22 protein-coding genes are annotated in these 20,359 nt (G+C 54.8%); 19 read left to right on the top strand and 3 right to left on the bottom strand.

The window, feature by feature from the left end:
- Positions 1-185: 185 nt before the first annotated feature.
- Complete coding sequence (locus tag HX790_RS04955) at positions 186-461, bottom strand: DUF3077 domain-containing protein (protein ID WP_176991306.1); 276 nt, start codon at positions 459-461, stop codon at positions 186-188.
- Between the two features lie 825 nt (positions 462-1,286).
- Between HX790_RS04955 and HX790_RS04950 the strand changes: the two genes are divergently transcribed.
- Entirely contained in the window at positions 1,287-3,854 is a 2,568-nt protein-coding gene (locus HX790_RS04950; protein WP_176991305.1) for an ATP-binding protein, read from the top strand.
- A gap of 303 nt (positions 3,855-4,157) precedes the next feature.
- Here the strand turns inward: HX790_RS04950 and HX790_RS04945 are convergent, their stop codons facing one another.
- Together HX790_RS04945 and HX790_RS04940 are read right to left on the bottom strand one after the other, a co-directional pair.
- A complete protein-coding gene (locus HX790_RS04945; protein WP_176991304.1) occupies positions 4,158-5,303 on the bottom strand; it encodes a serine hydrolase domain-containing protein in 1,146 nt (381 codons plus the stop codon).
- A gap of 57 nt (positions 5,304-5,360) precedes the next feature.
- Entirely contained in the window at positions 5,361-6,428 is a 1,068-nt protein-coding gene (locus tag HX790_RS04940; protein WP_176991303.1) for a fatty acid desaturase, read from the bottom strand.
- 304 nt (positions 6,429-6,732) lie between these two features.
- Between HX790_RS04940 and HX790_RS04935 the strand changes: the two genes are divergently transcribed.
- From HX790_RS04935 to HX790_RS04850, 18 genes are all read left to right on the top strand, one after another.
- Complete coding sequence (locus HX790_RS04935; protein ID WP_176991302.1) at positions 6,733-7,296, top strand: recombinase family protein; 564 nt, start codon at positions 6,733-6,735, stop codon at positions 7,294-7,296.
- A 102-nt stretch (positions 7,297-7,398) separates the two neighbouring features.
- Positions 7,399-8,133, top strand: a complete 735-nt coding sequence (locus HX790_RS04930) for an XRE family transcriptional regulator (protein WP_082463551.1) — start codon at positions 7,399-7,401, stop codon at positions 8,131-8,133.
- A 149-nt stretch (positions 8,134-8,282) separates the two neighbouring features.
- Complete coding sequence (locus tag HX790_RS04925) at positions 8,283-8,441, top strand: hypothetical protein (protein WP_176991143.1); 159 nt, start codon at positions 8,283-8,285, stop codon at positions 8,439-8,441.
- Between the two features lie 284 nt (positions 8,442-8,725).
- Complete coding sequence (locus tag HX790_RS04920) at positions 8,726-9,064, top strand: phage holin family protein (protein ID WP_053254660.1); 339 nt, start codon at positions 8,726-8,728, stop codon at positions 9,062-9,064.
- A 23-nt stretch (positions 9,065-9,087) separates the two neighbouring features.
- Positions 9,088-9,603: a hypothetical protein gene (locus tag HX790_RS04915; RefSeq protein WP_176991301.1), complete on the top strand. Its 516-nt coding sequence runs from the start codon at positions 9,088-9,090 to the stop codon at positions 9,601-9,603.
- Between the two features lie 3 nt (positions 9,604-9,606).
- Complete coding sequence (locus HX790_RS04910; protein WP_176991300.1) at positions 9,607-10,218, top strand: phage baseplate assembly protein V; 612 nt, start codon at positions 9,607-9,609, stop codon at positions 10,216-10,218.
- A 9-nt stretch (positions 10,219-10,227) separates the two neighbouring features.
- Positions 10,228-10,560: a hypothetical protein gene (locus HX790_RS04905; protein WP_053254663.1), complete on the top strand. Its 333-nt coding sequence runs from the start codon at positions 10,228-10,230 to the stop codon at positions 10,558-10,560.
- A complete protein-coding gene (locus tag HX790_RS04900) occupies positions 10,557-11,552 on the top strand; it encodes a baseplate J/gp47 family protein (protein ID WP_176991299.1) in 996 nt (331 codons plus the stop codon). The genes HX790_RS04905 and HX790_RS04900 overlap by 4 nt, the downstream gene beginning before the upstream one ends.
- The gene (locus HX790_RS04895) at positions 11,549-12,181 is read left to right on the top strand and encodes a phage tail protein I (protein ID WP_017137062.1); all 633 of its coding nucleotides are present in this window, start codon (positions 11,549-11,551) and stop codon (positions 12,179-12,181) included. The genes HX790_RS04900 and HX790_RS04895 overlap by 4 nt, the downstream gene beginning before the upstream one ends.
- 2 nt (positions 12,182-12,183) lie before the next feature.
- Positions 12,184-14,562 carry a phage tail protein gene (locus HX790_RS04890; protein ID WP_017137063.1) on the top strand — a complete coding sequence of 793 codons (2,379 nt, stop codon included), beginning with the start codon at positions 12,184-12,186 and terminating at the stop codon, positions 14,560-14,562.
- 20 nt (positions 14,563-14,582) lie between these two features.
- Positions 14,583-15,128 (top strand): phage tail assembly chaperone, encoded by a 546-nt coding sequence (locus HX790_RS04885; protein WP_017137064.1) that lies wholly within the window; start codon positions 14,583-14,585, stop codon positions 15,126-15,128.
- 92 nt (positions 15,129-15,220) lie between these two features.
- Complete coding sequence (locus HX790_RS04880) at positions 15,221-15,400, top strand: hypothetical protein (RefSeq protein WP_017137065.1); 180 nt, start codon at positions 15,221-15,223, stop codon at positions 15,398-15,400.
- Positions 15,401-15,402: 2 nt separating this feature from the next.
- Positions 15,403-16,569, top strand: coding sequence for a phage tail protein (locus HX790_RS04875; protein ID WP_176991298.1), 1,167 nt, complete (start codon positions 15,403-15,405; stop codon positions 16,567-16,569).
- On the top strand, positions 16,569-17,075 hold the full coding sequence (locus tag HX790_RS04870; protein ID WP_099548528.1) for a phage major tail tube protein: 507 nt from the start codon (positions 16,569-16,571) through the stop codon (positions 17,073-17,075). Before HX790_RS04875 ends, HX790_RS04870 begins: the two co-directional genes overlap by 1 nt.
- 153 nt (positions 17,076-17,228) lie before the next feature.
- Positions 17,229-17,801 (top strand): phage tail assembly protein, encoded by a 573-nt coding sequence (locus HX790_RS04865; RefSeq protein ID WP_176991297.1) that lies wholly within the window; start codon positions 17,229-17,231, stop codon positions 17,799-17,801.
- Between the two features lie 127 nt (positions 17,802-17,928).
- A complete protein-coding gene (locus tag HX790_RS04860) occupies positions 17,929-19,764 on the top strand; it encodes a phage tail tape measure protein (protein ID WP_176991296.1) in 1,836 nt (611 codons plus the stop codon).
- Positions 19,764-20,147: a phage tail protein gene (locus HX790_RS04855; RefSeq protein WP_017137070.1), complete on the top strand. Its 384-nt coding sequence runs from the start codon at positions 19,764-19,766 to the stop codon at positions 20,145-20,147. Before HX790_RS04860 ends, HX790_RS04855 begins: the two co-directional genes overlap by 1 nt.
- Positions 20,140-20,352, top strand: a complete 213-nt coding sequence (locus HX790_RS04850; RefSeq protein WP_017137071.1) for a tail protein X — start codon at positions 20,140-20,142, stop codon at positions 20,350-20,352. Before HX790_RS04855 ends, HX790_RS04850 begins: the two co-directional genes overlap by 8 nt.
- Positions 20,353-20,359: the final 7 nt, after the last annotated feature.

The following is a 20,359-nucleotide window of genomic DNA, read 5'->3' as shown; positions in this document are numbered from 1 at the left end:
GAGGTCGAGGGTTCGCAGGTCACAAACAGCCAGGTAAAAGCCAAAAATGGCGCAGCGCCCAATGGCCATCACTCTCAAGAATGAACACCGAACCTGTGGCGAGCTCCCACGCCACAGGTTAGCGGTGCTTGAGCTATCTCTTGAGTGATCGGAATCAGGCGCCGCACCGGTTTTTCATTCGCCCCTTACTGAAGGTTACCTGGCGAACCCAACACCTTCGCCACATCATCAACCACCGCCTTGACCATCTCCTGCAAGTAATGCGACGCCCAGGCGTAACGGTCCGTCTCCTTGGTCATCGCCGCATCTTCGGCGAGTTGCTTGGCGACGTGGAGGAGGTCGGAGGCGTGGTGCAAGGCTTCGTGCAGGGAAACACCGCTGTTGACGCGAAATAGCGGTTGGTCGGCGTGGAAAGAGAAGGGCGTGACGCCGAGGGTGGTTAGATCTTGCGCAGAGCTCATAAAACACCTCCGAGGACGGAGGAAATGAGCCGAGAAAGGTGACACCTTTTGATGCAATAAACGTAGAAGCACATAAGTGAAAGTTCCTTGATTTGAGGAACTGCCACGAACCTTCTCACAGGTTTGGGTGGCAGCTGTGCGCAGGGTGAGAAACCGGCAATCAAGGCAACCGGTAGACCCGAAGGTCTCCCACGCACAGCCGCCATAAAACGATACCGCAGACGAAAAAAAACGCCGCGATAGGGTTCTTGGGCGCTTTGCGCCTTGATTTGCTCGGGTTCTCACACCCGGTCGCTGAATTTGCAGCGACCGGGGGAGGTTAGCGTGATGGTGGGGTGGGTGCAACTGGGAAACGAGGGGGCCTTGCTGCTAGTTGGGAGTGCTAAGCGGTGGTTCGCGGAAGAAGTTGGAGCGCTAATTTTTTCTCAGGTACCTGACTTCATCCTATTGTGCTTAGCTTCCCATAGAGCTTCAGCAAATTCTTTGAAGAACGGGACGGTTTGCCCGGTAGGCACTATTCATATAGTGCCAGTGTATATTTTTTACCGTTTTCGAAGCTGCAATTCGCCCGGTTAAACGGCTCCGCGCGACCAATCGAATCATGAACCAATCTTGCGGGGATTTAAATAATACGCACTGAATGCAGAAATACGCTGCGCTTCGCAGTGAAAGGGCATTTTCAGCTTTGCTAATTAGGATGATGGCTATAGGCTACTCGGAAGCCACGGACCATCCGTCGGTTGACACTGCCTACAGGGAAGAGGGAGAAAACCAGTCTCTTTATGCGGGCATCCCAGACAGAGCTATATAGGAATCGGCTTCAGAATGAAGGACTACCGCAGTGCCCCTTTATGGGTACAGGCTTTTGGACCTCGCAGCGATAAATACGATGAACAGAGGGGATTTTTGGCAAATGCTCTGCATGAATTTCGTGAACGAGTATCGGTGTTGGTCGCGCAAATTCAAAAAGATATGCCTGCCTTAACAATACATGATGTAACTCATATTGATGCCCTCTGGTGGACTGCGTCAGAGATCGCGGGTCCCGAATATGAACTTAATGCTGCTGAAGCTTTTTTGCTAGGTGGCGCGTTTCTGCTGCATGACTCTGCACATTGTATTGCTGCTTATCCTGGTGGCATTACCGAAATAGTAAATCTTCCTCAGTGGAAAAGTTCGTGTATAAAGCACGGAGTCAAATCTGAAGATGTTGTGCGAGGAACTGAGAAGTTTCAAAATATACTTTTTGATGTCTTGCGGGTCCTTCATCCTACCCAGGCCCGAGTATTAGCTAGGCAAAGTTGGAAAGCTCCAGATAATCACGAGCCTATGTATTTGCTACCTAATGAAGATCTTAGAAGAGCTTATGGAGAGGCAATTGGGGTTATTGCCGAAAGTCACTGGTTGTATCCTCACCAGTTGGAAAAATTTAACCAATTCAAAATAACGCCTCCTGCGTGTATCCATCCAGCACCTTGGGGGGTTGATGTTTTGAAGGTGGCCGTTATTCTTAGAACTGCCGACGCTGCTCATATCGACTCGGAACGAGCGCCTAGATTTTTACAGGCTTTGCTTAGTCCGCAGGGTATATCAAAGCTACATTGGGATTTTCAATCTAGGATTAATAAACCAACTCGTGATCCTGACGAAAATCGCAAAGAGCTTTGCATCAGTGGAGCCAGTTTTCCAGTAGATGAGCAAGAGTCTTGGTGGTTAGCATATGACACTGCCCGAATGATCGATGGTGAATTGAAGGCTGCAGATCGACTCTTGATGGACTCGCATAGACCCCGTCTGGCTGTTAATGCGGTTGCTCATGCCCACACTCCGGAAGACTTCTCGAAAGTAGTACCCGTCGAGGGTTGGCACCCTATCGATGCTAGTATAAAAATTACAGATATACATGAAACTGTTAGGCGATTTGGTGGCGAAAAGCTATATGGTAAGGATCTATCCGCTGCATTGAGAGAGTTGTTGCAGAACTCTGTAGACGCTATCCGGGCATGTAGGAAGCTTGGCGGGCTTGGAGAGGAAGAAGGAGAGATAGAGGTTGCGCATGAATTAAAGTCAGAGGGCGACTGGCTTCATATTACTGATACAGGATTAGGCATGAGTAGATATGTCCTAACCGATGTTCTGTTAGACTTTGGGAAGTCGTTATGGCGTAGTAGTGATTTAGATGGAGAATGGAACAATTTGCTCGCTACTGGTTTTCAAGCAACTGGGCAATATGGAATAGGTTTTTTTTCAATATTCATGCTTGGTGGTCACATAAAAATAGTGACTCGACGGTACGAGTCGAAAGATAATGAGCGGTCTCAGTGGGTGCTCGAGTTTACTAACGGTGCTAATCAACGACCTATTCTCCGTCCACCCCTTGATAGTGAGTGCTTAAAACGCCCAGGTACTAGGATTTCAGTGTTGTTAGAGGGGGAGGCATATTGTAAGCTCCGAGAGACTGGTCAAGTCGCCGAAAACGGAAATGTCACACTTAGCTTGTCAGAGGTCTGCGGTAAATTGGTGCCTGCGCTTGATATTAATCTTTTTGTAAAAGAGCAAGGCTCTGAGAGGACTAAAGTTGTAAGAGCAAATGATTGGCTGGAATTGGACTCTTATCTACTAGCTAGGCGGATTTCCCCGGCATATTTTAAAAACCCCAAAGTCATCAAATATGGAAAATCCGGGCCGTGGTCGAATATGACCATATTAAGAGATAGCTCTGATAATATTCTCGGGCGTTTCGCTTTGTACGATAATGATCGATATCTCTCAGATCCGTCAGTCGGAATCGGGGCGATAAATGGGATTCGTGCGGGTATAGTTCATGGAATCATGGGTGTTGTGATGTCACAGCAACAAGAGGATTTGGCTCGAAATTCGGCAACTCCCATTATGAATACTTCAGACCTGCAACGTTGGGCTCAAGAGCAAGCCCATAAACTTTATGATTCAAAAGCGATAACTATATCCTCAAGTAGTTTGTTGTCGTATTTTGGGGCGAGTGCAGATAAGCTGATGCTTGGAAAGTTAAAGGGGAGCGCCATATATTATGCAGATCTTGCTGAGTTTTTAAAAGATTCGGATATCCTTATCATTCATGATGGGACCATCGAGCATGATGATGATGATGATATTGTTTATAGAGATTTCTATACTCATCTTGAGTACATGGATAATGTGCTTGAGATCGAAGATCATAGTTCTTTTGCATGGCCTGATGAGTTGGTTCAGTGCGGTCCTAGCCGTGAAGTTTGCTCGATTATGGCATGTGCTCATGAGCTTGTTAATTTGGTGTGGGGCGAAGGATACAATGTCGAGGTATATGAAGCCAAAGTGGCTGAGGTAATTTCGGTATCGATATTTAGAGAGTGTACAGTGTATAGGCGGAACTGATTTTCATCGATGAAAGTGGCTCGGGCGCGGCAGGCATAATGCTCGCTCGAGCTAGCAGATTAAAATAATCGGTAAGCGGGGTAGTGTGCTGGGTTTGAATTGAATATTATCATGTTTAGAGAGAGCTATTTTTTTGACTGTTATACCGACTAAGGTATAGTCTTTAATCATAAAGAGCCGCGTAAAAATTTATGGAAGTGTTAAGGTGAAAAAGGGGCAGATTTATTTAAATAAAAATAAAACCGCCACCTGATCTGTTGGCGTATTCCAGGCATCACGAACTCCACCCAGATATCAACCCTCTCAAAGCGCTGCATACACCAGTGATGACAGCCGGCCAGGCCGAGGGTCAATCATCGAATGACTGCCCGAAGTCGTGGTGACAAACCCAAAGCTCACTCGCCTCTCGGGGTCCGCGAAGCTGATCGGGCCACCCAGCCCGATATGGCCAAAGGTGCCCGGGCCCATTGCGTGGGAGGCCGTCGTGTCACGTTGCTGTTCCAGCATGCAGCCCAAGCCATAACGCATTGGGCGCATCCAGACCCGATCCATGCCGTGACTGTGCTCTCGTGTGAACTCACTGAGCAGCTCGCGACCGATAAAGTGTCCGGCCATCAATGCCGTGTAAAAACCGGCTAAGCCGTGCGCTGTGCCATGCCCGCACACGGCCGGTTGCTGATAGGCCCACCAGCGTGGGTCACTGGTTCGCCTGGGCAACATTCCGGGGTTGGTGAAGGCGAGTGTCGCGATGTGCGATGGCTCGTTTTTGAGCACCGTGCGCAGTGCTTGCGAGTAACTGTCGCCGACTCGTCCGCTGGCAGTGTCGAAACGAGCAATGCGATGAAAGTGTTTTGCGTCCACGCCAAGGTGAACGTCGAGGGCATGGGGATCCAGAATCTCTTCGTGGATAAAGACACAGGGATCTCGCCCGTCCACCCGGCGAATCAGTTCACCCAGAATCCAGCCAAACGTCGTGGTGCCATAGCCCAGGTCTGTTCCCGCTTCCCACCAGAGCGGCTCGGCCTCCAGGACCCGCACCATATGCTCCCAGTCATACATCATGGCGTTATGGCCGGGGGTTCGCAGTGCGGGTAGGCCCCCGGTGTGATTCATCACCTGACGCAAGGTGACCTTGGCTTTGCCATTTTGGGCGAACTCAGGCCAGTAGCGGGCCACAGATGCATCCAACTCCAGCTTGCCCTGTTCAACCAGCATCAGCACGGCCACCGCGACGTAGGGTTTTACCACGCAAAAGGTATTGGCCAGCGTGTCGTGCCGCCAGGGCGTGGTGCCTTCCTGATCCGCCGTACCGGCCCATAAGTCGATAACGCGCTTTCCGTCTACTTGCACGCACAACCCTGCACCACGCTCCTGCGGATCATTAAAAATGTCCTCGAAGGCCTGCCTGACCGCTGCGAACTGCTGCGCACAGATCCCTTGTGCTTTCATACTTCAGACTCCTTGTCGTTGTAGTGCTGCCCTTGATACGTGCGAGCGCGATGGCACTCACCCCCGCGACCGAGTGTGAGCGTGCTTAGTGGAATAACGATTCGCGCGCTTGTAGGTGCCGAAGTCATTGAATCTGACACCGGCTTGCGCCATGACCTTATGCGCATAGGGTGCCGTCATCTGGCGAAGGTAGAACGGGTCTCTGACCACAAAGTGATGAATGCTGTGCGTGCTGCCAAAGTTGAAACAGAACAACTGAAACGGCCACAACCACCAGGGGTTCATCACTTGAGTTTGTTGTAACGGATTGCGCGGGGCAACATCGCCGTAATAGTGCATGTTTGAACTGATGAAAAACAGGCAGAACTGGCGTATCAAATTGGGTGCAATAAGAATAACAACGGCGCTGTTAACTATCTCCATTAACCCCAGCGCTGCCGCGGAAGGGTGAACCTCCTGGCCCATGATTGAGCCAAGCCAGACAGTTGCGTGGTAGCCAAGGAACACATACCAGCACCCCCAATACAACAGGCCGAACGGTGTATTGAGCCGAATAATCTTGCCTAACAACTTTACCTTTTGCCGCCATCCAGGTGCAAAAATCGCGTTTAGAAAACCAAATATAAAACCATCCATCAGTTTCAATAAGCGCAGTATTCCCCACGGGCTACCACTGGTCGTTATCCAGGCTTCGACATCTGAATCAGTTCCGGATTCCTTGTGATGATGAAAGTGCAGACTGCGTCTTAACCAAGGACTGGGCATGCCCGGTCGGGCCAGCCAGCAAAAAAACATCATGGCATTATGGGCCAGTGGCTTTTTCCTGAAATAAAGACGATGAATCAAGTCGTGCTCGATTTCATGAATAAACGAAGTCAGTAGCGCATTGATAAAGATGCACAGCCATGCGGGGATAAAACCCTTCACGTAGAGCCCGCCTGTGACAACCATGCCCACCAGCGAAAACACCATGACACTCGCGCCCAGGGCATCCTGGTGTTGCAAAACAGGATAACGTTCGCGCAGGTAATTGCCATGCTCGGTAATGCTGCGGGTGACCGTATCAATCTTTTCCTGATCGGTAGTTAGTCCATCAACTTCAACGGTTTTCTCCAAGACTTTCATCAACTCATCCTCTGCTTGCGTCAGTGAATTGCCAGCCTTGTCAAGCCGGTCACGTCAATTGTTTGAACTGTAAAACGATAGGTATTTAACGCTGTTGCGTAAATTCAATGAATGCAAAATCGACGGTGTGTCAAAAAACTTGTTAGGATTAATCCGGGCTTCAAAATGATAAGACAAGTTCAAGTCTTTGCAACTGTGTATTTTGGGTGGGTTCATTGTTACGAATGTGTAAGGAATTAGTGGTTTAGTTACAGTTTGTACAAGTATAAAAAGGACTTTGTACAACTATTGCCAAGGAGGCACCATGAGATCTCATCGCATTAGATATTTCCGGCACTCTCTGCAAGCACCCTGCGATAACATCGAGAACATACCCAGCCGTGATGTATTTGACGCCGTGTTTTGCGATGAGGCAGCAGACGAGGCGGTGAATCGCGCAGGTCTGGAAAGACTCATTCGCTACCTGCAGTGCGGGGATACCGTGGTGGTCGATAGCATGACCTCGCTGACTTCCAGTACCGAACAACTGTGCACCCTTATTCGACGTCTGATTGAAAAACAGGTAACGCTGGAGTTTCTAAACGAAAACCTGATTTTCCGGCATGACTGTCTTGAGGTTGTAGAGACCATCATTGCGGTGATGGAGCGGATTGCCGCGTTCGAACGCGCTACAAGGAGGGAAAAACAGGCTACCGGAATCGCTGCTGCGAAGGTTCGCGGTTGCTACGGCGGGCGCAAGAAAAAACTGTCTGACAATCAGGTGGTCAGTTTAATTGGCCGAGCCAGCGCAGGAGAAAACAAATCTAAATTGGCGCGTGATTTTGATATCAGTCGTCAGACACTTTATCGCTATTTGAAGCCCTCATAGGGGCTTGCAAACAGCCGGGCAGAGATTGAAATGTGTTGCCATTGCATAAAATATGCAATTTAGCATTTGCCAACCCCAAAAACTCCCGGCACTATCGCCTTTATGCAAAAACGCAACGTTTCAACCGTCTTAAGAGAGCTGCTGGACCGCGACCGGATCTCCCCCACGGAGCTTCACCGGCGTACCGGCGTGCCTCAATCCACACTCTCTCGGATCCTCAGCGGCAAGATCGTTGATCCGTCGGACAAGCACATCTCGCGCATCGCCGAGTACTTCCGCGTCAGCACCGACCACCTGCGCGGGCGCGCGGCGCTGGGCGCCGGGCGCGATGATGGGCGCGACCCGATGCATTCGGAACTCAAGGACATAAGCCTGTGGGACGACGACACGCCCGTTAATGATGACGAGGTGTCGATCCCCTTTTTGCGCGAGGTTGAATTGGCTGCTGGATCAGGAAGATTCGTCATCGAGGAAAGCGAGAAGGCCAGCCTGCGGTTCGGCAAGCGCAGCCTTCGCCACAACGGTGTGCAGTTCGACCAGGCCAAATGCGTGACAGTGCGTGGCAACAGTATGTTGCCGGTGCTGCGCGACGGCGCGACGGTCGGAGTGAATGCGGGCAAGAGCGGCATTGGTGACATCGTCGATGGCGACTTGTATGCCATCAATCACAATGGCCAATTGCGGGTGAAACAGCTCTATCGCCTGCCTTCCGGGATTCGCCTGCGCAGCTTCAATCGTGATGAGCATCCCGACGAGGACTACAGCTTCCAGGATATCCAGGATGAGCAAATCAGCATCCTCGGCCATGTATTCTGGTGGGGCATGTACGCCCGATAACCTCCCTGCGTAAGACAAAGCCCGCCCCTGTGCGGGCTTTTTTTCGGCCTTAAAAAACCGGTAAACCCCTGGCCCATCAGGCTCTCAATGCACTGGTGCATTCCTTTGGTAAAAATAAATGCATCTATGCATTGACTGTATATGCATAAATGCATATTCTCCATCTCAAGCCAGCCAACAAGGTGGTGGAGGCGGCAAGGATGCTGCCAAGGAAAGTGACAAGGACGGCACGCAACATCGGCAAGGACGCCATCGAAGCGATGGCAGGGATGCCAGGCAACACCGGCAAGGATGCCGACGCTCTTTAGTTACACCGCTTCAAAAAAACAGGCAGCGATGAACCGGCCTTGACGGTTCAGAGGGTTGGCAACTGACCCGGGTGTGCAGCGTAAAGCACCAGAAGCAGTTATCCGGCAGACAGGGATCGTGGTCGGAAATAATTTTTGTAATGTACGTACCGCGCCAGTAGCGCCGAACGTTCGAGGACATCATTACTGAAAAGCCTGGGCAACCGGGCTTTTTGGAATGCCGACCTATCGAAGCATGTGTAAATGAAAAATGGACTATTGAGTGCTCAGCCAGGAGGCGTGACATGACAAATGAACAACAAGCGTTAGCGGAAATGCCTATCTGGCTGGTCATCGTATTGGCCGTGATCGGCGGTGTATCCGGCGAAATGTGGCGCGCCGACAAGGAGGGCGCACGTGGTTGGTCGCTGATCCGCCGCCTGGCCCTGCGCTCCGGCGCGTGCATGGTCTGCGGAGTTTCAGCCCTGATGCTGTGCTACGCCGCCGGCATGTCGATCTGGACTGCCGGCGCCATTGGGTGCCTCACCGCGATGGCCGGTGCCGACGTCGCCATCGGCCTTTATGAACGCTGGGCCGCCAAGCGCATCGGGGTCAACCAAGGCTCCGGCCAAGATCCGCAGTAACCGTTGCAAGGACGCTACTTAATATGACCCTTATCGAAAAGCCATCCCAACTGCCCAACGCCATAGGCGCGGCGCTGCACGCGGCCTTCCCGAACTTGAAGGTCGGCAATCACCAGGATTTTCAGGGCGCCTTGGATAAAACCGGCGTGTTGATCACGGTCGAAGGCAATGGCCCAGGCATTCGCTCTCGCGAAGGGCGCAAGGCTCACGCCCTGACGATTTCTCTCCGGGCCATGGTGGCGCCGGGTGCGCTGCCGTTTGATGCCTGCGACCTGGCCAGCCAACTGATGGACCAGGTGCTGGATAACCGTTGGGGCCTGCCCTTGGCCCAGTGTGATTTGCCGATAAATATCGTCGCCGCTCCGGTTGCTGCAACAGCAGCAGAAACGGACTACGACACTTGGACTGTCTCCTTCACCCAGACCGTCTACATCGGGCCGGTATTACTCACAGATCCTACCGGCCAGCCGCTGTTTGCCCGCACCTGGGAAGTGTCGAACATCGACGATCCCGACCAATACAAACCACTGGCGGAGTAGCCCATGTTCGACGCGCTGTTACGCATGCAGCTGGGGCCGATTGTCGAGCGCCTGGCAGAGATGGAAACCCAACTTGAAGACCTGTATCGACGCGCCGAGAGTTTTTGTCGGATCGGCACGTGTCAGTCGGTCGATGCCGCCAGCAATACCTGCAAGGTCAGCCACGGTGATTTGCTCACCCCGGCGATCCGCTTTTTCAACCCCAGCGCAGGCGCACAAACCGAAACGCGTATCCCGTCTGTGGGTGAACAATGCCTGTTGCTCAATTACGGCGGCGGCGAAGGCGGTGGGCAGTCGGTAGCCTTGTTCGGCCTCAACAGTAGTCAGTTTCCGCCCGTCTCCAGCGTTGCCACATTGACCCGGCGGCGTCATCAGGACGGCACCCAAAGTGACTATGACGACGCCAGCCACACCTTCAACTGGGCCAACGGCCCCACCACATTCAGCGGCTCCCGCGAACAGATAGACGTCAAGGTCGGCGCCGCCAGCTTGGTCATGAGCGCCCAGAACATCACCTTGCAAATTGGCGGCACCAGCCTGGTACTGGACGCTGGCGGCGCGCACTTCAGCGGCCCGCTGGTGGACCATCAAGGCCGCGTCATCAGCCCCCGATAAGGACATCCCATGCTCGGCATCGATCGAAACACCGGGGCAGCCGTCGATGACTGGCTGCAGTTCGTGCAGCGCGCCACCCGAGCGCTGACCACCCCCGTGGGCACTCGGCAGAAACGCCCGCTATATGGCTCGCTGATCCCGCAACTGCTCGGCCAGAACCTCGGCGACGACCTGCTGATACTCGCCCAAAGCCACGCCGCGCAGGCGTTCTACAACAGCCACAACGGCATCGGCGATTTTCAACCCCAGGTCATCGTCGCCACCCGCCAAGGCGCCGGCCTGCTGTTGCGCTTCGCCGGCACCTGGAAAAACCGCCAACAAACCTTCGAGGTCGTGACATGAGCATGCTGATCCCCGGCCAGAACCAACTGGCGGAACCGGCCATCATTGCGGTGGATGAGTTCGAGCCGTTGTTGGCCGAATTCAAGGCGTTTGTTGTGGACTACGTCGCCACCCGAGCACCGCAAAGCGCGGCCAAACTCAAGGTCAGCCTCGACAACGAAAGCGAGTTGCTGACCCTGGCCCTGGAAGCTTTTTGCGTGCGGCTGCAAACCCACGAACGCAAATACAACGCCCGCATCAAGCAGATGCTGGCGTGGTGGGCCACCGGCAGCAACCTGGATGCACGCCTGGCGGATATGGGCCTGGAACGCCAAGTGCTCGACCCAGGTGACCCTGCGGCGTTTCCGCCGGTGCCGCCGACATTGGAAAGTGACGACGACGCTCGCTTGCGTTATTACCTGGCACCCCATGCCCCGGCAGCCGGCTCGCGGATGCAGTATCGGCGAGAGGTTTTTACCCTGGGTGAACGGCCGTCGGTGAAGGTGCAAAGCGCGACGCAGGGCGTGGTGACGGTCAGCTACACCTTTGATCCCGACGGTTATGCCGCGCAGGTCAAGGACGGTAACGCTCGTCGAACAGCGCCCGGTGAAGTGATGGTGACTGTGCTTGCTCGTGAGAGCGACGGCACGCCGTCCGCCGATTTGCTTGACGGGGTTCGTCGCCATTTCGCACGGCCGGATGTGCGGCCGGAGACCGATCTGGTCAGCGTGCAAGGTGCGCATATCCTGCGCTACAAGATCCGGGTCGTGGCCAAGATCAATGCCGGGCCGGATTCGGGGCTCACTCAAGTTGCGGCGCAGAAACTGCTGCTGGACTACGCAGAGTCCTGTCATCGCCTCGAAGGGCGGGTGGATCCCAGTTGGATTGATTACGCCATTCATGCAGCGGGTGCTGCACAGCTTGAAATCCTTGAGCCTGTATCTCCGATTCAGGCAACGGCCTTTCAGGCTCCCTATTGCACCGGTGTCGCGGTTGAGGTGCGAATTTTATGAGCGAAGAGCAAATCGATCATAGCCTCTTGCCGGCGAATAGTTCGGCACTGGAGAGGGCGCTGGACCTCGGTTTCGCAAAGCTGGTCAACCGTATTACGCCGCCTTTTCCGAGTCTGATGAACCCTAATGAAACGCCTACGGAGTTTCTACCCTACTTGGCTGCGGATCGCGGTGTGGCGGAATGGAGTGCTAGCGCTGCGGAGTCTGAAAAGCGTCTTACCGTCGGGTTTTCTTGGCCAACAAAACGCCAGGCAGGCACGCGCCTTGCGCTCGAAAATGCGGTCCGAGGGCTTGAATTATCGCCTCAGATACAGGCGTGGCATGAGAAGTCTCCTTCGGGTGCGCCATACAGTTTCACCGTTAGAGCTTTCACTGATCGGCCTTACAGCGAAGAGATTAACACTCGGCTCGACAAGCGCCTCGCGGATGCAAAAAGCGAGCGTGACACGTTGGCGGTGAGTGTCGGGTTATCCGCATCAGGCAATCACTGCATCAGTGCGGTCACTGTATGTGGGGAACTGACCACGATTTACCCCTTCAAGTTGGAAGGCCTCTCATCCATTTCGCCGCTTTATATGGCGGCGGGTATTTACACCGTCGAGACAATGACCCTTTACCCGTTGGAGTAAAAATGGCTGATTACTACACACTGTTAACAAACGCCGGGATCGCGCACGAGACCGCTTGCAAGGCAAGCGGGACGCCCATCAAGTTGACACATATGTCGGTCGGCGATGGCGGCGGGTCCGTATATAACCCCGACGCGACCGCAGTCGCTTTGCGCCGTGAGGTATGGCGAGGCAGCATCAATGCATTGATGCAGGATCAAAAAAACCTAAGCTGGTTACTGGCTGAGGTGACAATTCCTAATGAGGTGGGTGGCTGGTATGTGCGCGAAGCGGCCATATGGACTGACACCGGTGTCCTCTATGCGGTGATTAAGTATCCAGAGTCGTTCAAACCGGTAATGGCCGATCAGGGCGCAGGCAAAGAGTTTTATCTGCGTGCTATTTTTCAAACAAGCAACGCCTCGAATGTGGTGCTGTCGATCGATGACTCGATCGTCAAGGCCACGCGTGCCTGGGTGGCCGATTACGTGGCAGGCGAGCTGGCGAAGCTGGACACTAAAAAGTCCGTGCGAGCCGCTGCAACTGGGCCAATTGTATTGAGCGGTGCTCAAATGCTCGACGGCGTTGCCGTTGTCGCGGGCGACAGCGTGCTGGTAACGTTCCAGGCGATTGCAGCCAATAATGGTATTTACACTGTTGCCAATGGCGCTTGGTTTCGCCGTACTGATGCGGATGTCAGTGGTGAAGTAACACCTAACTTGATAGTGAGTGTTGAAGAGGGCACGAAGTACGCTGACACGCTTTGGCAGCTGACCACGAACGCACCGATTATCCTCGGCACTACTGCGCTCGAATTCGAGCAGATTTATGGCCCGAGTGGGGTCATTCCTGGCACGTATCGGAGTGTCTCGGTTGACCGCCGAGGTTTTGTAATCGGTGGCACCAACCCAACCAGTCTCGCGGGTTTCGGTATTGTGGATGCTTTCACAAAAACCGAGAGCGACGTGCGTTTTCAGTCAAAATTGACCTACCTGCCTGTTCAGCAAGGCACGGGTATAGGTCAGCTCCAAAACACGGTAAGACTGGGGTGGTCAGGTAATGGTCTGAAGTTGACCATTGATAATTCCGATCTCGGAAAAATCTGGACGTCCTCTGATTTCTCTCCCGATACCAAGGCTAATTGGGGTTCGACGCTTGCCGCTTATGGAGTGACTAACGCATTTACCAAGGACGAAACCAATTTTCTGGTCGGGCAACGTGTTATGCGCGACGGTGTTACCAACATAGGCATGGCCAGTAATGACCCATCACTTATGTATATGCGCCGTGAAACAGATAACCTGGTGTATTTCATACAGAAGAAATTGGATTACACACCCGTCTCGCAAGGGACCGGTGTAGGCCAAAATAGCTCAAGGGTAAACATTGGTTGGTCCAGCGTTGGGTTGAAAGCAACAGTTGATACAACAGACTTGGGGAATTTTTGGTATTCCGGAAACTTCTCTCCCGATGCCAAGGCAAACTGGGGATCGACGCTTGCGGCCTATGGTATTACCAACGCTTATACCAAAGATGAAACGGGTTATCTGGTTGCACAGCGCGTTATGCGCGATAGTATTACCAACATCGGCATGGCCAGTAATGATCCTGCGCTTATGTACATGCGCCGTGAATCGGATAACGCGTTGTACTTTATCCAGAGAAAACTGGATTACACACCCGTCGCGCAAGGCACCGGGGTGGGCCAGACGGGTTCAAGGGTTAACATCGGCTGGTCGACTGTGGGCTTGAAGGCGACAGTTGATACAACGGATCTGGGCAATTTTTGGTATTCCGGAAACTTTTCGCCTGACACCAAGGCAAATTGGGGTTCAACGCTTGCCGCCTATGGAATTACCAACGCGTATACAAAAGACGAAACAATTGCCAAGTGCGAAGAGTATGTTTGGTCCAGGCCAATTCGCGATTCCATTACCACGGTAGGGATGGCGTCCGATAACCCTGAATTCATGTACATGCGCCGTTCTACAGACGGTGTCGTTTATTACATTCAGCCGCGTTTGGGCTACACGCCGATACAACAAGGCGGTGGCGTGGGGCAGGCTAATAATAAAATCAAACTGGGCTTTAACTCGGCAGGGAGTCTGCGTTTAACGGTAGATGCAACAGATTTTGGCGATTTGATCAGTGACGCAAATCATGGTGCAAAAGTGGCTGCCCTTGGCCTAAGTGCAGTCGGGCAATATGCATTTGCGCGTCCGCTGGTTGCGCAGCCTGCCTCTAACCAAGGCACTATATTGGCGGGCAGTCAGTTGCTCTATACATCGCTCACTGTAAGTGACGGTGCAGGCAATAATTCAGGCCTGCTCAACGTAGGGCAGTGGCGCTTGCATGGCGCTTTAACTGGCTACAACGCTTCGTTGTGGCAACGTGTTTCTTAATTAAAAAATAAGGTGATCAAATGTTTACCGTTCTAAGTGCAAACAATCCACGTTGGACCGACCAGTCGCATAGCGCAATAGTGCTGAACGTGGTTTTTGAACAAACCAAGGAGACCATTGGGGAACAGCCCTTCGCGGCATCTCCTAATGACGCTGAGCCCCACGGTGTTGAGCTTTTCGAGCGTGCGAAGGCTGGCGAGTTTGGAGAGGTTCAAGAGCCTACGCGTGAAATGATCCTCGCGCTGGTGATGTGCATGCGTACGGATAAGGCTGCATCCGCTACCCAAAAAATCAACGAATTGCTGACGGCTGTTGAGGTATTGCAGGACACCATCGCCGCTGGTTTGGTGGGAGATGAGGCTGACGAATTGCCCGCCAGGCAAGCTGAGGTGGCGGCTTGGCGCCTGTACCGTGTGCATCTTGCACAGATGGAGGGCCAGCCTGATTTTCCACAGGCAGTGATCTGGCCGGAACAGCCCGCGAGCCCCTTCATTTACACACCGACATCCGAGCCTGAAGTGAAGGCTTTTCAGGGCGTCGATCCCTCCGAACTTCCAAAGAAATAACCTCGCGCCTTGGCGCGTAATGCTTAACCCGATATCTGAAACATCCCCCAAGAGCCGCGTTGCGGTTTTTTTTATGCCTGGAGATTCAAAAAATGGCTACGTCTAATCGCCAGAAATACACCGTCCTCATCCCATTCCCCACCGGAGGTGGCCACTGGTCCACCGCCGGCGAGGAGCTTGAACTTCTGGACGTCGAAGCATCCGCCCTGCGCACCGCCGGCCGCCTGGAACTGACCAGCGTCCTTAACTCCACCCCCAAGAAGGCTGACTAATCATGGCTGAGGTTTTGAACTTCGAGCACAACGGCATCACCGTGAATGCCACCGAATCCCCCGAGGCCATGGGTGGCCTGGGCGACAACGTTATCGGCCTGGTCGGCACCGCGCCGAATGCCCACGCGTCGATTCCGAAAAACGCGCCGTTTCGCATCAACAGCTTCACCACCCAGGCGCTGCTGGACCCGACCGGCGCCGAGTCGGGCACGCTGTTTCAGGCGGTGTACCAGATCCTCAAAGTGGTGAAAGTGCCGGTTTATGTGGTGATCGTGGAGGAGGGCGCAACCCCGGCCGACACCGTCAATAACGTGATCGGCGGCAACGAGCCAGCCACCGGCCGCAAGCTGGGCCTGGCGGCTCTGAGCAGCGTCCCGGAAGACCTGACCATCATCGGCGCCCCAGGCTTCACCGGCACCAAGGCCGTGGCCGGTGAGTTCGCTGCCTTCGGCAAGCGCATCAAGGCCCGTGTGGTGCTGGACGGCAAGGACGCGTCCGTCGCTGACCAAGTGACCTACAGCGGCGAGCTGGGCGGTGCCGACCTCGGCTTCGACCGCTGCCTGCTGGTGCACAATATGCCGTCGGTGTATTCCAAGGCGGCGAAGAAAAACGTGTTCCTGTCGCCATCGTCGCTGGCTATTGCTGCACTGGCCAAGGTCAAACAGTGGGAAAGCCCAGGTAACCAGGTGACCTTCGCCGAGGACGTTTCCCGTGTGGTCGAGTACAACATCCTCGACACCTCCACCGAAGGCGACCTGCTCAACCGTTACGGCGTGAGCTACTACGCGCGCACTATCCTTGGCGGCTTTTCGCTGCTGGGTAACCGCTCCCTCACCGGCAAGTTCATCAGCTACGTCGGCCTGGAAGATGCCATCAGCCGCAAGCTGGTCAAGGCCGGCCAGAAAGCCATGGCCAAGAACCTCACCAAGTCGTTTATGGACCAGGAGGTCAAGCGCATCAACGACTGGCTGCAAACCCTGGTGGCCGATGAAACCATCCCCGGCGGCAGCGTGTACCTGCACCCGGAGCTGAACAGTGTCGAGAAGTACAAGAACGGCACCTGGTTCATCGTCATCGACTACGGCCGTTACGCGCCGAACGAACACATGATTTATCAACTCAATGCCCGCGATGAAATCATCGAGCAGTTCCTGGAGGACGTTCTCTAATGTTTACCAACCGTGTAAGACAGGCCATTGCGGCCACCCTTCAAGGCCTGCCGTTGTCCGCGACAGTAGAGGAGTTCACCCCGCCGAAGATTGAGTTCGACATGGAGTCCATGTCCGGTGGGCGCTTCATCGCCGAAGAAATGGCCAAGAGCGGCAAGGTGCTCAATGCCAAGTTGGTTCTGCAAGGTGCCGGGCCGGAAATCATGTTGGCCCTGGGCGTGCGCTTGGGTGACGACATTCTGCTGAACGTACGAGAAGCCGGTCAGGATCAGGATGGCAAAACCTACTTCACCTACCACACGGTCGGCGGCAAACTCAAATCCTTGGAGGAGGCGAAGCTGAAGATGGGCGACAAGGTCACCACCACTTTGGAACTGTCCTGCCGTACCTACAACCGTCTGGAAAACGGCATTTCGGTGATCGACATCGACGTGCGCACCCAGAAGTTCGTGCTCAACGGCGTCGACATTCTCGGCGATGCACGCCGCGCGGTGCTGATGCCTTAAAGGCGAAGCGGGCACGGTCAATGTGGGAGTTGGCTTGCCTGCGATGGCATCACCTCGGTGCACCCGACATACCGAGTCGCCTGCATCGCGGGCAAGCCCGGCTCCCACATTGACTGTGTTTAACCTCAAAAATGCTTAACAAGGAATTGCCCCATGGCCTGGATGCCACCGCTGCACATTCTGCTGTCCCCGATCACCGCCGACACTGGCGCGACGATCCAGCAGATTCAACTCAAGCCGTTGTTTTACGCCGCGCAAAAAGACGTGCTGGCCCGGGCCGGTGATGACGAGGACGACCAGTTTTTTGAACTGGCGAAACTCGCCACCGGCCTGTCGGAAAAAGAGCTCGACCAGCTCAAGCGCCCGGACTACGTGAGCATCGCTCAGTACGTACATGACATGTCGACACGCCCTGCGTCATTCTTCCTGGATCAGCCTGACGAAGCGACCCACGACCAGCCTGTTCAGCTGCTGCTGGCCCTCGACGCGGCCGGTCGCAGCCTGACCGAACTGCCCCTGGAAATGCCCGCCCTGCGCGCCACCAAGGTGATGAAAAAACTCGCCACCAACAAAGAACGCGCCGAGTTCATCACCGCGCACTGCACCGGCCTGATGATCCCCGATCTCGCTGGCCTGACCGTACCCGACTGGACGGAACTGCAGGAGCGCATCGACGATTTTTTAAATCAACCGGCGGACTTCTTTCGCAGCGCGACATCGAAGTAATCCTCGATGTGGTGCCGCTGATTTACTCGGTCAATGAGGCAGAGATCCTCGACTGGGACGCCGGCAAAGCATTGCGCCGCTACGACATTGCGATCACTCGCCTTGGCGTTAAACAGGAGTAAGCGGGATGCAAAACAAGTATTCGCTCGCGTATGCCATGGCCAAGGATGGTCAGGGTGTTTTTAGCAACGCAGACAACGCAAAGGGGGGCGAGATTGTCAGCCCAGGCCCTTTGGTCTCTAGTGCTCTCGCAGAAGCGCCGTCGTTGTCCTCAATGAGTCTGGCGCTGACCAATGCAGGCTTGCAACTCAATGGCCTCTCGCTGTCCCTGGGGTTAGTGCGCAACAGCGTGGACGCGCTGGAAGACGCCTTGTCGCGGCTGAAGGCGGTGGACGTTGAACCGTCTAAAATCGATCAGCGTAGTGAGCAGAAGACGACCACCGAGGTTAAGTCGAGCGCATCGCAAGATCGGAGCTTGGTCCGTGACGCCATGACGTTGCGCGATGTAAAGAGCCTCGATCCGGTCGCAGCCTTCCAGCAATCGTTTGCTGCACCCACCGTTGCGGAAAAAACTACCACTCAATTGCGAGAGGAGTCGTCAAAGAGTGAGGAGCGGCTCTCCACCACGCTGAAGCTCGCGCCGGTGCTCGGGGAGGACTGGTGGCTGCAAGCCAAGACCCATGTGATGGACCGCGCCAACACCATAGCGGGTGAGTCGCCCACAGCTGTCACCGCTGTAAAAATGGCTGAGGTGGTCGTTTTGCCGGTTATTTCACCCGTCATTACTGGCTTTTTTTCGGGCTTGGGAGAGACGATCAAAACCAGGGTAACGGGTAACTTGGTTGATGTAACGCTTGGCAAGTTGCCTGGAGTCGCCGGCAAGCTATTCAAGAGTGATGGCTTTAAAAAGGATAAGTCCTGCTGCTGTGCTGCTGCTGTTCAAGCCTCACCCAGTAGCCGCCGCGTCAGCCGTAGAAGTTCTTCTGCCAGGAAGAAGAATACCCAACCGCTAAAATCGCAGAATAAGAAGACGCAGCGCGCGCAGAACAAGCAAGGTTCGCAGAAGAAACAGGCTTCCGTGGCCAAGCCAGCTGCTACCAGGCTTGCATCCACAAAAAGCGGCGGCGTGATGGCAACGCTGCGCGGTGTGTCCGAGCGCTTTGCCAAGTCCTTTTTCCCTGCGCAGTCGAATGGTTTTCACGCCGGTGGCCCTACTCAGGGGATGCAACTGCGCGAGGTCCAGGCAAATAGTCGAAAGCAGGGCGCTGATTACCGTCAACCGGCTGCTGGCAGAGGGCCGGGGCTGATGGAGGCCTTGGAGCGAGGGCTTGTCCCCCTGCCTTCTGATGGGCGTATGACTGCTCTGCCAAACACACAGACCTTCAGCCATGAGCGCTCAACTGAGGCGCTGCCTCACGCGCCGAAGCTGCCGGCCTCCGGCCTGTCAGGCGCGGTGAGCAAGCTGGAGTCCTCCGCCGCCCGCCGCCTCGGCCCGATGAGGTATGTCGACACTGCCATGGATGTGGCCGAGGGTATCCGCAACGGCGACGCCAAAGCCGTCGGTGCAGGCCTCACCACTGCAGGTGGCGCCTGGGCAGGAGCCTCCGCCGGCGCGGCCATTGGCACGCTGATTTTTCCCGGTGTCGGCACCGCGGTCGGCGGCGCCATTGGGGGTTTGCTTGGCAGTGAAGCGGGCACCTGGCTGGGTGACAAATTGTTCGGCTCAACCGACCGACTGCCTGCACCCGGTGCAGTGAGCAAAGAGCTCAACGCCGCGCGTACAGACAATGTGCAAGTCACCCTCGCGCCGAGCATTCAGATTACCGGCGTGAACCCCGCCGATGCCCAGCAAGTCGTCAACCAGGTGATCCAGGCCCTGCAATTTCAGTGCATGCCGATGGTCACCGACACCCTTGGCATTCGGCGCAACGCGGCGCTGGCCGATCCACCAGGAGGTGATTGATGCAACAACAAATGGTCCTCGGCGACTTTATTTTTGGCCTGTCCCGTGGCTTTGCCTATTCCGGGCTGGTGCGTACCACTGACGGCGGCTGGAGTGACCTGGCGATTATTGCCAGTAAACCCCAGTCGCGGCAAAGCGGGCAGAAGCTGGAGAAGCTCACGTTCACCGGCACAGCGATGTACGCCATCGGCATGCAGCGCCTGGACGAGTTGCGCGCCCTGCAAAATGCGCGTGCGCCCTTACCGCTGGTCGATGGCATCGGCCGTAACTGGGGCCTGTGGCGGATCAATTCGGTGATGGAAACCCAGAGCAACGTGATCGATGACGGCACTGCCATGGTCATGGCCTGGACTATGGAACTGGAGGAATTCGTCAATGCGTAGAGTGCGAAGTATTGCCGGTGATTCGGTCAACCTGTTGCTCTACCGCGAATTGGGCCGTTGCGATGATGCGGCGGAAGAAACCCTTTGGCGCCTGAACCCCGAACTTGCCGAGTACGGGCCGGTACTGCCCGCTGGTGTGTGGGTCATCGTGCCGGAAATGCAAGCGCGGCCGGCTGCTGTGCGGCCTGTTCTGGCCTGGGATTAAGGAGGCA

The sequence above is a fragment of the Pseudomonas sp. IPO3747 genome (assembly GCF_013385245.1).
GTDB classification, from domain to species: domain Bacteria; phylum Pseudomonadota; class Gammaproteobacteria; order Pseudomonadales; family Pseudomonadaceae; genus Aquipseudomonas; species Aquipseudomonas edaphica.
This window is presented reverse-complemented; position numbering and strand designations above follow the sequence as displayed.